Source organism: Thalassomonas sp. M1454, from assembly GCF_007097525.1.
Taxonomy (GTDB): Bacteria; Pseudomonadota; Gammaproteobacteria; order Enterobacterales; family Alteromonadaceae; genus Thalassotalea_A.
The window spans coordinates 558312-573917 of record NZ_VKDD01000002.1; the positions used below are offsets into that span (position 1 = coordinate 558312).

The following is a 15606-nucleotide window of genomic DNA, read 5'->3' on the forward strand; positions in this document are numbered from 1 at the left end:
GTTATCTCGTTCTAGGTTTTACCGACTGTCCTTCAATAAACGTACCTGATAAAACTCTAGATTCAGGTGAAGAATCTGGGTTTTCTATTCGTTCAAGTAGCATATCTACAGCGGCTTTGGTTAATTGCTCTAACGGTTGTTTTACCGTCGTTATTTGATAATTAAACAAACTTGCAGCTAGAACACCATCAAAACCAACGACAGATAAATCTTCTGGAGTCGATAAATTAAGGTTTTCTCGAGCTTCATCGATAACACCTATCGCCATAATATCGTTAGCCGCAATTACCGCATCTGGTAGTGGGTTATCTTTTGCCCATTGAGAAAAAGAATGCCGTGCATCATGGTAGTTATAGTCACCGTAAATAACTGGTACATCAGCTATACCATAATATTTTAATTTATCTATTGCTACCTCGCGGCGCTCATTGGCAACATCAGAGTCTTCTGGGCCTGATAAAATTAAAAATGATTTATGCTTGGTTTCAATAAGTTTATCTACAAGTTGTTTTATGCCTTTATCATGATTACAACAAACGCTGTTTGCATTAGCTTCTGGTGCATGCCGGTTGTATAGCACAACCGGTACATTATGATTGGCAAATTGTTCTAAATTGGTATGGTCAAAATGTGCAGCAAGAGCGATAACGCCATCGACTTGGAATGTCCAAATCTGCTCCATCACATCATCTAAACCAGCAGAGTCGTCGAGAGTAAAAAGTAATACTTTTTTATTTTTCTCTGACAGGTTTTTATTAAGTTGTGACAATACTTCAGGATAATTCTCATTAGCCCTTGAAGATATTATTACAGCTACCATGCCAGATTGTTGAGTGATTAACATACGAGCAATTGCATTTGGACGATAGCCCATCGCATTTGCCGTTTTTAATACTTTCTCTCTTGTCTTCTTTGATACACTAAATCCAGGTCGAAAAACCCTTGAAACAGCCGATTGTGATACGCCTGCTTCACGTGCTACATCATAAGAAGTGACTCTTTTTTGTTTAACCAATTACTTTTTCCCGTAACGTCTTACACGGATATCTGCTTGCTCTTTATGTCCTGCAAAACCTTCAACAGCACATAAACGAGAACAATATTGACCGACCATCAATGATGCTTCTTCCGTAACTTTTTGGTAAGTACATGTTTTTATGAACTTTCCAACCCATAGACCACCAGTATAGCGTGCTGCTTTACGAGTTGGAAGAGTGTGGTTTGTACCAATACATTTATCACCATAGGAAACGTTTGTTTCAGGACCTAAAAATAGTGCCCCGAAGTTTTGCATGTTGTCTTTAAAATACTGTGGATCTTCAGTCATTACTTGCACGTGTTCAAATGCCAAGTTATTAGCAACTTCAACCATTTCATCAACGGTGTCACATACAATAACTTCACCAAAGTCACGCCAAGCTTGGCCTGCGACTTCACCTGTTGGTAAAATAGTTAGCTGACGCTCTACTTCAGCCATAGTGTCTTTTGCTAGTTGTTCACTGGTGGTTAATAACACTGCTGGTGAAGTAGGGCCATGCTCTGCCTGACCAAGTAAGTCAGCGGCACATAGTTCACCATCTACAGTTTCATCAGCAATTACTAATGTTTCAGTAGGGCCGGCAAATAAATCAATACCGACACGTCCGAATAATTGACGCTTAGCTTCAGCAACAAATGCATTACCTGGTCCAACTATCATATCAACTGGTGCGATTGAGTCTGTACCAATTGCCATTGAAGCAATTGCTTGTACGCCGCCAAAACAATAAATTTCATCGGCACCAGCCATATCCATAGCGACAACAATAGCCGGAGAAGGACGACCGTCAAAAGGTGGCGCTGCAGCGATAACTCGTTTTACACCAGCAACTTTAGCTGTTAGAACACTCATGTGTGCTGAAGCAACTAATGGGTATTTACCACCTGGAACGTAACAACCAACACTTTCCATCGGAATATGTTTATGACCTAAAATAACACCAGGAAGTGTTTCTACTTCAACGTTCTTCATCGAATCTAATTGAATTTGAGCAAAGTTTCTTACTTGTGTTTGAGCCCAGCGGATATCTTCAATGACGCTATCTTCTAATTCTTCATAGCAAGCAGCAATCTCTTCTTTAGAAAGTAAAAATGACTTTGGAGTCCAGTTATCGAATTTCTCAGAGTAGGTTCTTACCGCATCATCACCATTAGCTTCAATATCTTTTAGAATATCTTCAACAATATTTCTTACGTTTTGGTTTTGTTCTTCTTTTTCTTGAACTGAAGGACCTTTTTTTAAATAGCGAACCATTTTTTATCTCCTGTAATTATCGAAAATAAGATTGTTTTCTATCAATCTTATTATTATTTTTATCTTGCACTTGCGGTCATACTAATTAATAATGACTTCGAATGCAAAAATTATTTTAAAGAAAAGTTAACAGGCTATTTTATGGGTTATCAAACAAATTTATTCGACAATAAAACGGTTTTAATTACTGGTGCAGGTAAAGGTATTGGCAGGGCATGCGCATTAATGGCTGCCAATTGCGGAGCTAAGGTGATAGCTGTAGCACGTACTAAAACTGATTTAGAGAGTTTGTCGTCAGAGCATGGCAATATTGAAGGTTGGGCTCTTGATATTAATAGCGATGAGTTTTTAAATCGATTAAAAGGATTACCTGTTCTGCATGGTTTAATTAACAATGCGGGTACCAACAGGGTTGCTCCTATGAGTGAACAAACTAATGAAAGTATTGATGCTGTTATCGATTTAAATATTCGCAGTATTTATAAAATCACTCAAGCTGCGTTAACGCCACTTAAAGCCGCAAAAGGCGCTTCAATAGTAAATATGTCTTCACAAATGGGCTTTGTTGGTTCACCTGGTAGGACGCTTTACTGTATGAGTAAACATGCTGTAGAGGGCCTAACTAAATCATTAGCGGTAGAGTTGGCGCAAGAAAAGCTTCGTGTTAACAGTGTTGCTCCAACATTTGTCGAAACGCCAATGACAAAACCTATGCTTGAGAAGCCAGAGTTTAAAGATTTTGTTTATTCAATGATCCCAATGAAAGAGCTTGCCAACGTTGAAGATGTTGCCAATGCCTGCATATTTTTGCTGAGTGATTTATCTCGTATGGTCACCGGTACAAGTTTAAAAGTAGACGGCGGCTGGACCGCACAATAACTAAGTATAAGAAGAATAAAGGAATTAAACGTGAGTATAGAAAACAGACTAGTACGTTATAAAGATTTAAAACCATGTACAAACGCATTTATTGATACTCGTTCGCCTGGTAGTGATAAGAAAGAAAACTTTACTGTTATAGGCCCTGGTGTTGCTGAAAATCCAGACCAACATGTACATATTTCAATCCCACATGGTTTTAATATTGGTGGGGCGAGACAGCCAGCGGGTTGTTTAAACTCGCAACACAGTCATCTTACAGAAGAAGTATTTGTTATTCATTTTGGTGACTGGGATTTTATTTCTGGTGTTAATGCCGATGATGGACGCATTCGTCTGCACAAAGGTGACATTATTTCAATTCCTATGGATATATTCCGTGGTTTTGAAAATGTCGGTCAAGGACTTGGGTATTTGCATGCTGTATTAGGTAGTGATGATCCTGGCAGAGTGACATGGGCACCATCAGTGTTTGAAATGGCAAAAGAATATGGTTTGGTTCTATTAGAAGATGGCTCGTTAGTTGATACTACCTTAGGTGAAACAATTCCTGATGGCGCGAAAGTAATGCCTGTAACATCTAAAGAGGAAATTGCTAAACATCGAGTTGTTGGCAGCGAAGCAATGAACGATATTATTATTCGAACTAAGGACTTTCCTTGGTCAACAGATACCGTACTTAGCAAATATGCTGGAGTAGAGGAAGCTGGCCTTGTTGGACCTTCTAATGAAATAGAAGGTATCGTTGCAAGCAAGCTTAACTGGAACCATGGTTTTGTTGTAAGAGCATTAAAATTGCAAGCAGGAGCTCAAATACCACAGCACACAAGAAGTGAAGAGGAAGTGATTTTTGTACATCAAGGGACGTTAGATATTATTGTTGATGATCAAGCTGTAACACTTAGTGAAGGGGATAATTTCACCACTCCAATAGATAGTGTAAGACAGTTTAACAATAATAGTGAAGCTGAAGTTATTGTATATATAACCCGTCGTGGCGACCATCCTCAGGCGCCTGTTTTTATTTAAGGTTTAATTAAATAAAGACCAACATCAGATGTAAATTTGATGTTGGTTTAATGCTTTTACTGCAACATATTTAATTAGATTCAGAAATAGCCTTGATATGTTCAGGTCCCATTCTGCAACAACCACCTATTATACTTGCTCCTGCATTTATCCAAGCTTTAGCAGCCTCAGCGCATTCTTGTGGATCTGCAGTGCCGTGCCATGTTTTGGTGTCAGAATGAAAATGTTCCCCTGAATTTGGGTAAACAATAATATATTTTTTAGTTGTTGTACTTAATGAGTCTATCAGGGCAGGTAAATACTGAGGTGCAGTACAGTTAATGCCTAGAGCAATAATGTTAGGGTTGTTTTCTAATAACTTCACCGATTCAGATAATAAACTGCCATCACTAATGTGCTGCTCGTTTTTGCACGAGAAACAAAGCCATGCAGGTTTGTCTTGAACGCTAATTAATTGATTTAATACCTTGGCTTCTTGCTGGCTTGGTATGGTTTCACAAGCTAATAAATCGGCACTTGTAGCAGACAAAATATCAAGCCGCTGCTGATGAAATTCTTTTAGTTGATGATCTGTAAGGCCATACTTTCCAGTATATTCAGAGCCATCGGCTAAATAGGCACCATAAGGTCCAACACTTGCCGCTACTAATGGTTTAAAAAACGTTGGATTTTGCTTATGGAAAATATCAACGGCTGCTCTTGCTAATTCAACTGAGTCTTTAATTGCCTCAATTGCTTGACCTTGTGATAAACCTAAAGAAGTAAAACCATCGATAGAGGCTTGATAACTGGCGCTAATAATGCACTTGGCCCCAGCATTTAAGTAGGCTAAATGTGCATCTATGATCGCCTGAGGATCTTCTAAAATAAGTTTAGCCGACCAAAGTATGTGGTTTAGGTTATGTCCTTGAGCTTCAAGCTCCGTAGCTAAACCGCCATCAATAATGAATGGAAAATGATTAAGCTGTGGCAATTTTGTTTTCATAGTGTCTCAATATTAAATGCATAGGGCTATTTGTGTATTGCATTGATAAATTTTATTCCGTGCCTTGGCTGTAACTTTTACATTGTTTAAGTAAGTTTTTGAACTCGTTACTTGAGCGGTCGAAGCTGTCTTCAGGTAAATACAGATGATAACCATAGGCTTTCATTAATTGCTCGCTTCTATATAACCAAGCGGCGATAGGGCCTTTGTATACTTTACCTTGCAGGTTATAAGGCTCAAATTTAATTATTGCATCTTGCGGTTTAATTTCATTGGTGCTCACCGCAAGTTGAATTAACTCTTTTTGCTCGTGTAGCAAACGGTTTGCAAGTCGTGGTGATACGCTAGCTGCGATGGTTTCAATATTATTTAGCTTAATGCCTATAAAAGCGAGCTCAATTAATTGCCCTTGAATGCTCGCCTTAACGCTACCTATACGAACAATGTCTTGCCACTTTATATGCCATTTACCGCTGCGATGATAAAAGCTTAATTGCCCAGGTGTTAGCTTATAGCTATAGCTTGGTTCAAATTTCTTTAACACACCAATAAGTAACACCACAAAACTGGCAAACATAATTATGGTGAGCTGAATTTTAAAGTCATCCCAGAGCCAGTAATTAAGGGTAAAACTTAACGCTAGTAACATAATCCCTAGCACAATTAAAAATAAGCTATGGCGTTTGCACTTTGGTTTTATTTTCAATATTTTTTTATCCAAAATTGTTGCCTAATGAGTTGTTAACTTGATTTTTAATGTTTTTTTAGCATAGTTAGTGCTAGAGCTTTTGCTAATTAAGGATAATTATGACTCAAGATGAGCTATTTAGTAAATTTAATAAAGTCGATAGCAAAACCATAGCTGTGATTAGTTATTTATCAATAATCGGTTGGATTATTGCCTTGTTGTTACACGGCAAAAATCCTTCAAAACTCGCTGTATTCCATTTACGCCAGAGTTTAGGGTTTATTCTTACTTGGGTGTTATTAACTTTTATTCCATTAATAGGGTGGATTCTAGCCTTACCAGTATTGGCTTTATGGTGTATTGGCATATATAACGCTTTTGAAGAAAAAATGCTGCCAGTGCCTTTTCTAGGCGATTTTTATCAACACAGTTTTAACAGTTTGATTGAATAAACGTCAGTTAAACTTAGCGACTAAAAATACCTTGTTTTACGTCTAGTTAAACGCCTTTCTTTATGCTTAAATCAAAGTAATAAAAATACAATACCAATGCCATTAATTTTCTGCATTCTCAATTGAAAACATAATTAATGGCACTGGTATCACAGCTTTGGATTTGCTTTGATTTATATTTACCCCGCTAATCGCATGGAAGACTTGCTTACTTTATTTGCTAAAGTTCAGCAAACCTCTACATTACCTGTGCTTGAGCAAGAGACGGTATTGGTACAAAACCCAGGGATGCAGCATTGGCTTAATATGCAGCAAGCTGAGATTATGGGCATTAGTATGAACGCTAAATTTGTACTGCCGGCGCAATTTCTTTGGCAACAGCTACGTACCCTTTGCGGCGAAGCAGTGCCAGAACAATCTCCATATTCCCGTGAAGTACTATCATGGCGAATCGATAAGCTTTTACAGAGTGAGCAGGTCCGCACTAATCATGATTGCCTGCAAGCGACAAATTACTGGTGCAAAAACGGTAATAGCGATGCACTAAAGCGCTTTCAACTTGCGGTGCAATTAGCCGATTTATACGAGCAATATTTAATTTACCGTCCAACGTGGATAGATGCTTGGGCAAAAGGTGCTAGCGTATCTGAATTTGACCACCACGCCAGTGAACAAGGTAAATGGCAAGGGTATATTTGGTACTTATTACAACAAGAGTCGGCTTATAATCCGCTTGAGCTATTTAAAATAGCCCAAGATAATATCGAATCTAATAAACATTTACTGCCCAAACGAGTGTCTATTTTTGGCATCAATGCGCTTGCTCCTATGTGGATTGATTTCTTAACCTCTTTATCCGAAGTAATTGATGTTCACTTTTATCATTTAAACCCATGCTATGAGTATTGGGGCGATATAAAAACCGATAAAGTTAAAGCAAAACAGGGTTATTTAAGTCAAATTGATAAGTGGCCAGAAGATGCGGTTGAAGATGATAGCGCCAATCCTTTATTGGCTAATTTAGGCCAACAAGGCCGCGAGTTTCTGTCATTGCTTCATAATGCACCTAATATTGAAATACCTATTTTTGATGAGTTGTTTGACGAACAAGCACTTAATGATGACTTATCAGTAAAACCTAGTGTGCTTAAGCAAGTACAAAAAGATATCTTAACCTTAGCGGATAAAAGGACTGCGCCAACACCATTTATTGATAACAGCATCATCATTACTTCAGCACATAGTGCATTAAGAGAAGTACAAGGTTTGCATGATTACCTATTGCACCAATTTAATAATGACTCCTCACTAACTCCTAAAGACGTATTAGTGATGTGTCCACAAATAGAGCAATATGCGCCTTATATAGATTCTGTTTTTGTGCGTGGCTGGGAAAATATTGGCGAATCGATACCGCCATTACCATGCTCTATCGCTGATAGGGTGTCTAAAGACTCTGAGCCATTAGTTGCTGCCTTTAGTGAGTTGTTATCATTACCGGATAGCCGTTTTAGTGTCAGTCAAATTCTTGGCTTTTTACGCTTATTGCCACTGCAAATGCGCTTTGGTTTAACCGAAGCTGATATTGAATTGATCAGCGATTGGCTAGATAAAGCTAACATTCATTGGGGCATAGACAGTGAGCATAAAAATAAAGTACTTGCTAGCAATGATTCAAATCAGCAATTTACGTGGCAACAAGGCTTAGATCGTTTATTACATGGTTTTGCTTACGGCGATGAACACAGCATAGTTAATGATGATCTTATGCTACCTTGGGTTGAAGGCAGTAATGCAATTGTCCTTGGCAAGTTGCTATTGCTTTGTGAACAACTTAAAACCATGAATGTTAGTTTTAACACAGCCAAAACCGCAACACAGTGGCAAGAGACTCTGCAAAAGTTTATTGAACAGTTGTTTTTAGATAATGATGGCGATAATGGTTTATTGATCATTAATCAGGCGATTGAGTCTTTAGCACTTTATTGTAGCCAAGCCGGTTACAGTGGCGAGATAGATCTTGCGGTTGTGCGCGAGTATTTAAACAGTCATTTTTCTCAGCCTGATCCTGGCCGGCAGTTTATGATTGGCCAAATTACTTTTTGCTCGATGTTACCTATGCGCTCAATTCCTTTTAAAGTGTTGGCGGTACTTGGTTTAAATGATGGTGAGTTCCCAAGGCAAAGACAGCCTTTAGGTTTTGATCTTATGTCGATGACTAAGTTACAAGCAGGGGATAGATCACGTCGCGGTGATGACCGTTATTTGTTTTTAGAAGCGTTAATTTCAGCGCGCGATAATCTTTATTTAAGTTATCAAGGCAATGATATTCGTAATAACAATGAACGTCAGCCTTCTATTGTGCTGCGCGAGTTAATGGATTACTTAACTAATGCTTATCAGTGGGACTTTACGCGCGAGAATAAAAACTCGCAACTTAGGCAGTTACCATTACAAGTATTTTCTAGTGATAATTTTACCAAAGACACTGCTTATCAAAGCTTTGATCAAAAGTGGCTTGATTTAGGTTTGCTAGCAGCAGAGTTAAATCCTGAGCAAGCAAAATTAAACGAGTTAGAAATACCCGCTGAGCAGTCACTTAATATCTCTTTAGACCAGCTTAATCGCTTTTTAACAAACCCTGCGCAAGTATTTGCTCAGCAACGTTTAAAACTATTCTTTAACAAAGAAGATGAACAACTAACCGATGTTGAACCTTTTACCTTTAATTATCTAGATAAGTACTTATTTCAGCAGCAGATATTTGAACATGAAGTTGGCTGTAAAAATACAAACAGCACTACGCTTGAGGCGATAAATCAGCAGGCGTTATTATCGGGTGATTTCCCCGATAATCCAGTATTTGCCGATACCTTAGCAACCTGGCAGGCAAGTATGGCTGATTTTTCTGCTGCGGTTATTAATCAAAAGGCGAGCTATTTAACTCAATTGAATCTAACTGCGCAAGAGATAGAGGTCTTAGAGCAAGATCTTAGTAAGAATTATCAGTTAACCGTCGAGCTCGCAGCGAATAACGAAACGGCTGAAACTCAGCCTTGGTTAATTGAGGATAACCTGAGTTTATATACAAATAAGCAACACATTATGCAATTTAGTCAGCGTAATGCCAGCGTTAAGGCTAAAGATTTAACCGGCTTATACCTTAAGCATCTTCTGGTTTGTAGCCTTTACCCGCAAAGTGAAGTAAGCAGTATTGGCTTTTTTATTAAAGAAGCAAGTAGTAAAACAGTTGCTAAGTTACAAACGGTAAGTTTTGGCTTTATCGAAGATGCACAAACAAAACTAAACACTATTTTAGCCCATTATCAAAGCAACTTACTTGCCCCTAAATTGCTCAATAGTGATATTGCCAAAACACTACTGTGGAAATTTAGTCGTGGAGCAGGCATGTATATTGATGATGATATAAGTCAGAGTGAGTTTGAGCAGATGTGGCGCAGTGATGACTACAATGCTGGGATAAACAGCGATCCTTACCTTAGTTACTTTTGGCCTGATTGCCCACAAATATCCGAATATCAAGCGGATATAAGAGAGCTTTATCAGGGGCTTTTCAAAAATTTGAGTATGAATGAGCAAGAGCTGTCGGCTTTATTAGATGTAATAGCTGCTACAAGGCACTCTGAGGAGCCTAGTCATGAGTCTTAATAATATCTCTAATAACGCAGATAGCGCTAAAGAGCAGCCCGCTAAGCCTTTACAAGCACAGCTATTGCCCCTTTACGGTAAACATTTAATAGAAGCGAGTGCTGGTACGGGGAAAACTTACAATATTACTCGTATTTATTTACGCATGTTGTTAGAGCGTAAAATTAGTACTGAAAATATTTTAGTGATGACATTCACTAAAGCCGCTACTGAGGAGATCAGAGGCCGCATTGATGAGTTTTTAAGAAATACTCTGGCTAATTGGAGTGAACTCACGAAAAATGAAAACGATGAATTCTTTTATTTACTTGGCCAAAAGGTAACAGCAACAGAAGCTAAAGTACTGATCAAAAGTGCATTACTTAATTTAGATGAAGCCGCTATTTATACCATTCATGGCTTTTGTAAAAGAGTGCTTTCACAACAAGCGTTTGCTTCAGGTATGAATTTTAATGCGAAAATGGAAGCAGACGACAATGAAATTGTTGAGCAAGCAACGCAAGATTATTATCGCTTATTAGCGCAAAGCGAAGATGTTGATCGCTATAAAATGTTTGTAGAGTATTGGCCAACACCCGATGATTTTATCTCTAAATTTAAAAGCTTACTCTATGATGAGCACTTACCGAACATCACCAATGAACAAAGTCTAATTCGATCTTTTGCGGCACTTGCTACTAAGGCTAAACAAGATATTTTAAGTGCAGAAGCATTAATTTATAGTGAGTTAATTGATAATAAAAAAGGTAAGACAAGGGAGACTCGCGTTGCTGAATTTGAACAACTGATGATTGATTTAACCGAGCTGTCTTTAGCTAACTTTAGTGTTGAACAACTCGAGCAATCTAGCTTTGATTTTAAGTTTATTAACGGCCCTCGTTATAAAACGTCTGCAGATAAAGACAAGCTTAAAGTTTCGTTTGCAGCTTGTGAACAATTAGCTAAAAAACTCAAAGGTATCGGTAACGCGTTACCAAAAATAGCAAGTTATGAACTTGTTGTCGAGGCCGTAAAAGCTATAAAAAACAAAGTATTTGAGCAAAAGTCGTTATTGAGCATGTTAAACTTTGATGATTTGATCTCAAACCTTGAACGGGCGTTAATAAACGAGCAAAAAAGCGATGATAAGCCACTTACTAATGCTTTAATTGAGCAATATCCTATTGCCCTAATTGATGAGTTTCAAGATACTGACCAAAAACAATTTAGTATTTTACGCCAGCTTTATTTTAGCTCTGAACAAGGGCTAAATGATGAACATAAAAATACCGCTTTGTATTTAATTGGCGATCCAAAACAAGCTATTTATGGCTTTCGCGGTGGAGATATTTTTACCTATTTAAGCGCCGGTAAAAAAGTAGATCAACAATGGATGATGGATACCAACTGGCGCTCTGCTAGTAATATGATAGCGGGTTACAATCAGCTGTTTTACGGACAAGCAACTGCCCAGCATTCAGAGCTAGAAAATCAAATAAGCGATGTTGATGTATTTGGTTTTGGTATTAACTATTTACCAGTTAAACCGTCACCTGTGGCAGATAAAGAGCAACTGGTAGAACAAAGTAGTGAGCACAACTTTAAAGCTCTACAGTTTATTGATTTTAACGCGCCTGATGATTATCTACACCATGGATACATTAAAAACGATTATCGAGCAGCAATCGCCGATTGGATTGCTGGCGAAATTAGTCGTTTACTAACAAGTACTCAATTAGTTAACGCTGATAGCGCTAACTTAGTTAAAGCCGGTGATATTGCTATTTTAGTACGTGATGGCCGTGAAGCCGATGTAATAAAAACAGGGCTAAATAAGCTTGGTTTAGCTAGCGTTTATAAGTCACAAAAGTCAAAATTATTTGCCAGTGATATCGCCAAAGACTTTGTTGTAGTCCTTAATGCCATTATTAACGCTGAAGATGACAGAGCATTTATAACTGCACTTGCCGGCCCTTATTTTGCTTTTAACAGTGAACGTTTATTTAAAGTGCAAAATGATGAACGCGAATGGGAAGATTTACGTAACCAGTTTAACCAATTAGGGCTAACTTGGTTTAAACGTGGTTTTATGGCAATGGCGCTTAATCTGTTGCATAACCATTACCCTGGTGCACTTAAAGATAATGAAAGAAAGTTAACCAATATCATTCATCTGTTTGAAGTATTACAAACTACTAGCCAGCGTTTAAAACAACCGCAAGAGCTGTTAGCGTATTTAGTTGAACAATGTCAAAACCCGGCGCAAAGTGAGGCTGAGCTGCGTTTAGAAAGTGATGCTGATCTTATTCAAATTATTACTCAACATGGCTCTAAAGGTCTTGAATACCCTATAGTGTTTGTACCTTTTGCCACTAGCCATAAAAACCCAGTTAAATTTGCCAAGGTTGATAAAGAAGTGCTGCGCTATCACGATGATGAAGGCGAGCTGAAAGTACATTTAGGTGAAAATGATGATGGTCGAGCTCGCATGGCAAGTGAAGGCTATGCTGAAGACATACGTTTATTGTATGTAGCTATCACTCGAGCGAAACATAGATGTTATTTAGCTTGTTATAAATCGCAAGATTATCACTTATCTCCTCTAGGGCAAACCCTCAAGATGCCAGTTAAAGGTGACTTTACTCAAGCTCTACAGCCGTTAATTGACGCTGCACCCAGTGCCATTGCCGTACACACTCTACAAGGCGATGAATTTACTGGCATAGCGTATGTAGCTAAGCAAAGTGAAGAAGAGCATAGTTGCGCTGATTTTAAAGGCAAAATTGAACGCGACTGGTGGTTAAGCTCTTTCTCGGCTTTAACTCGCAATATTATTCATGGTGGTAAAACAGAGCGAGATAGGGATATCGATTTAGTTAATTTGGCAGCGCCACTTAAAAAAGATGTAATACGTTTTGCCTTTGAAAAGGGCGCTCGCACCGGTAATTTATTACATGATATTTTTGAGAGAATTGATTTTACTAATCCTAATTGGCAACAACATGCCATGGTTAATTTAACTAAGTTTGGCTCGTTACCAGAAAATTTTAGCTCTGAAGATGTCTTTGCTTGGTTAAATGATACCTTGCAGGCTCCTTTGAATAACCAAGGCCTAGCATTAAACACACTTAGTCAAAGTGCAACGCTACGAGAAGCTGAATTTTACTTTCCTATGGAGCATGTTGATGTTGTACGCTTGAAAAAGGTTTTACAACAATTTAGGCAATCGCTTTGTCAGCAAGGGCTGTTAAGTAAGGCTCAGTTAGCGCAAGTTAATCATGATTTACCTGCTTTTGGGCACTTAAAAGGTATGATGCATGGCTTTATCGATTTGATCTTTGTTGATAGTGGCAAATACTTTGTCAGTGACTATAAATCTAGCCATTTAGGTGATGATTTTGCTAATTATAGCCCGGAGTCTTTAGCTGAGCATGTAGTCGCTAATTTTTATGACTTACAATTTCTGATTTATTCATTGGCATTGCACCGCTATTTGCAAACTCGAATTGATGATTATGCTATAGAGAGCCACTTTGGTGGTGTTTATTATTTATATTTACGTGGCATGACATCAAATAATCAAGGTGTTAATAATGCAAATGAAGCCCGTTATTATGGGGTTTTCTACCAAAGCTTAACCAAGGATATACTCGAGCAGCTTGATGCTATTTTCTCTGGCGTAACAACCTCAAATAGCTTTGATGCTGCTGGAGCTAATAATGAGTAATTTAGATAATATGTTGGTTTATAAAAACTTCAACGATGCACAGCAAGCACTATCAGGTATTGAAGCAATTGATTATTATTTGGCGCAATCTGTTATAAAACAATGCCCTGTACGGCTAAATGAAAAAGATACCTGTGTTTTATTTCATCTTGTTTTAGCACTAAGCGAAAGTCAGCGTAATGGCCATAGTTGTTTAGATCTTGCCGTAATTGCTAATAATACGCTATGGCAAGAAGAGGATAGCGACATTAACCAAGGTAGGGCATTAGCATCTGCTAGTGAAAACTTAAAGCTTGCATCAGGGTTCCTTTTTCCTGATTTAACCTGTTTATTAGAATTATTAACGTCTTATTTTGCTGATGTTAACAGTGAGCAAGCTATGATTGTTTTAGAGTTTGAACACTTGTATCTGCGTCGCTATTGGTTGTTTGAACAGCAACTCGCTTGTTTTATCAATGATAAAATAAAGCAAGTAAATCGTGCTGACATAGCCAAAACAAACGAGATTATCAACCATTTATTTGGCAACCTTGATGCAAACATTGATTGGCAGTTGATTAGTGTGGCTAATGCATTAAATAAAAACTTTGCCATTATTGCTGGCGGCCCTGGTACTGGTAAAACCTATACCGTAACTAAACTCTTAGCTGGGTTGTTAATGCAACAGCCAACGGCCAATATTGCTATGGTGGCGCCAACAGGTAAGGCTTCTCAGCGCTTAACTGAGTCAATTGTAGCTGCAGTAAACTCGTTTAAAGACAATGGCGATATAAATCCAGATATTTTAGATTTGATCCCAAGTACGGCCTCAACCATACATAGATTGCTTGGGGTTATAAAAAATAGCCCGAACTTTAGACATGATCAACACAATAAACTGAACTGCGATGTGTTACTTATTGATGAAGTATCAATGGTTGATTTACCAATGATGACTCGTATCTTTAGAGCACTACCTACACACGCTAAGGTCATATTGTTAGGCGATGCTGACCAATTGCCATCGGTTGCTACCGGTAGTGTTTTAGCAGACCTTGCTCCTTGGCCAACAACGCAATACAGCCTAGCTAATAAAAGTTTTATTGAACAAGTTAGCAGTCAGCAATTACCTGATTTTGAGCAAGCCCTTAGTGTTGATTATTTAACTTACCTAACCTTTAGTAGACGTTTCTCTGGCGAGGGAGGTATTGGTAAAATTGCTAAGTTAGTCATTGCAGGTGAGGCTGAGCAGTCTTGGCAGCTTTTAAATGAGCAAGGCAACCAAGAGCTAAGCTTCGTTGATAACAAAACATTAGATGATTATGTAAAACAACTTACCAATGATTATTATGCGCCTATATTTGAGGCAAATTCGGTTGCTACAGCATTTGACGTCTTAGAAAATTTCCGTATTCTTGCGCCTAGCCGCGAAGGTGAATACGGTTTAGAAAATTTAAACAACTTAGTTGAACAGCAACTAGCCAAACAAAATTGCATTTCGGCTAATAGTGAACTTTATCACGGCAAGCCTATCATGATCAGCCAGAATCATTATGGTGTTGGCTTGTTTAACGGCGATATTGGTTTGCTGTTTAAAGATGACACAGGTCGCTTAATGGCTTACTTTGCTGATGGTGATTCATATCGAGCACTATCTATTGCGCGTTTACCTAGCTTTGAAACGGTTTACGCGATGACAATTCATAAAACCCAAGGCTCAGAGTTTAATAATGTCGCTTTAATACTACCCAATACAGGTAATAATCGTTTATTATCTCGCGAGCTTATATATACCGGTATTACCAGAGCAAAAAGCCATCTACAAATATTTACTGGTAAAGATGTGTGGTACAACGGTGTTAAAACCAAAGTCTCAAGGGCATCAGGTTTAACAAAACGATTATTTAACTCATTAAAATAGTCGAA

Annotated in this window: 10 protein-coding genes; 6 read left to right on the forward strand and 4 right to left on the reverse strand. The window is 38.2% G+C overall.

Annotated features, from left to right (window positions below; all coding sequences use genetic code 11):
- Position 1 precedes the first annotated feature (1 nt).
- Positions 2-1015, reverse strand: a complete 1014-nt coding sequence (locus FNN08_RS04380) for a LacI family DNA-binding transcriptional regulator (RefSeq protein ID WP_143583530.1) — start codon at positions 1013-1015, stop codon at positions 2-4.
- Positions 1016-2293, reverse strand: coding sequence for a histidinol dehydrogenase (gene hisD, locus FNN08_RS04385; protein ID WP_143583531.1), 1278 nt, complete (start codon positions 2291-2293; stop codon positions 1016-1018).
- A gap of 141 nt (positions 2294-2434) precedes the next feature.
- Here hisD and FNN08_RS04390 point away from each other — a divergent pair, with 141 nt between their 5' ends.
- Positions 2435-3172: an SDR family NAD(P)-dependent oxidoreductase gene (locus FNN08_RS04390; protein ID WP_143583532.1), complete on the forward strand. Its 738-nt coding sequence runs from the start codon at positions 2435-2437 to the stop codon at positions 3170-3172.
- Positions 3173-3202: 30 nt separating this feature from the next.
- A complete protein-coding gene (locus FNN08_RS04395; RefSeq protein WP_143583533.1) occupies positions 3203-4201 on the forward strand; it encodes a cupin domain-containing protein in 999 nt (332 codons plus the stop codon).
- Positions 4202-4271: 70 nt separating this feature from the next.
- On the opposite strand, the gene mmuM is transcribed toward FNN08_RS04395, so the two are convergent.
- Positions 4272-5186 carry a homocysteine S-methyltransferase gene (gene mmuM / locus FNN08_RS04400; RefSeq protein WP_143583534.1) on the reverse strand — a complete coding sequence of 305 codons (915 nt, stop codon included), beginning with the start codon at positions 5184-5186 and terminating at the stop codon, positions 4272-4274.
- A 52-nt stretch (positions 5187-5238) separates the two neighbouring features.
- Positions 5239-5835 (reverse strand): DUF2982 domain-containing protein, encoded by a 597-nt coding sequence (locus FNN08_RS04405; RefSeq protein WP_143584563.1) that lies wholly within the window; start codon positions 5833-5835, stop codon positions 5239-5241.
- Between the two features lie 158 nt (positions 5836-5993).
- Here FNN08_RS04405 and FNN08_RS04410 point away from each other — a divergent pair, with 158 nt between their 5' ends.
- The 4 genes from FNN08_RS04410 (at position 5994) to recD (ending at position 15601) form a co-directional block, all read left to right on the forward strand.
- Positions 5994-6326 carry a DUF4870 domain-containing protein gene (locus FNN08_RS04410; RefSeq protein WP_143583535.1) on the forward strand — a complete coding sequence of 111 codons (333 nt, stop codon included), beginning with the start codon at positions 5994-5996 and terminating at the stop codon, positions 6324-6326.
- Positions 6327-6494: 168 nt separating this feature from the next.
- Positions 6495-9995: an exodeoxyribonuclease V subunit gamma gene (gene recC / locus FNN08_RS04415; protein ID WP_143583536.1), complete on the forward strand. Its 3501-nt coding sequence runs from the start codon at positions 6495-6497 to the stop codon at positions 9993-9995.
- A complete protein-coding gene (recB, locus tag FNN08_RS04420; protein WP_143583537.1) occupies positions 9985-13701 on the forward strand; it encodes an exodeoxyribonuclease V subunit beta in 3717 nt (1238 codons plus the stop codon). Before recC ends, recB begins: the two co-directional genes overlap by 11 nt.
- Positions 13694-15601 carry an exodeoxyribonuclease V subunit alpha gene (recD, locus tag FNN08_RS04425; RefSeq protein WP_143583538.1) on the forward strand — a complete coding sequence of 636 codons (1908 nt, stop codon included), beginning with the start codon at positions 13694-13696 and terminating at the stop codon, positions 15599-15601. Before recB ends, recD begins: the two co-directional genes overlap by 8 nt.
- The last annotated feature ends 5 nt before the right edge of the window (positions 15602-15606 follow it).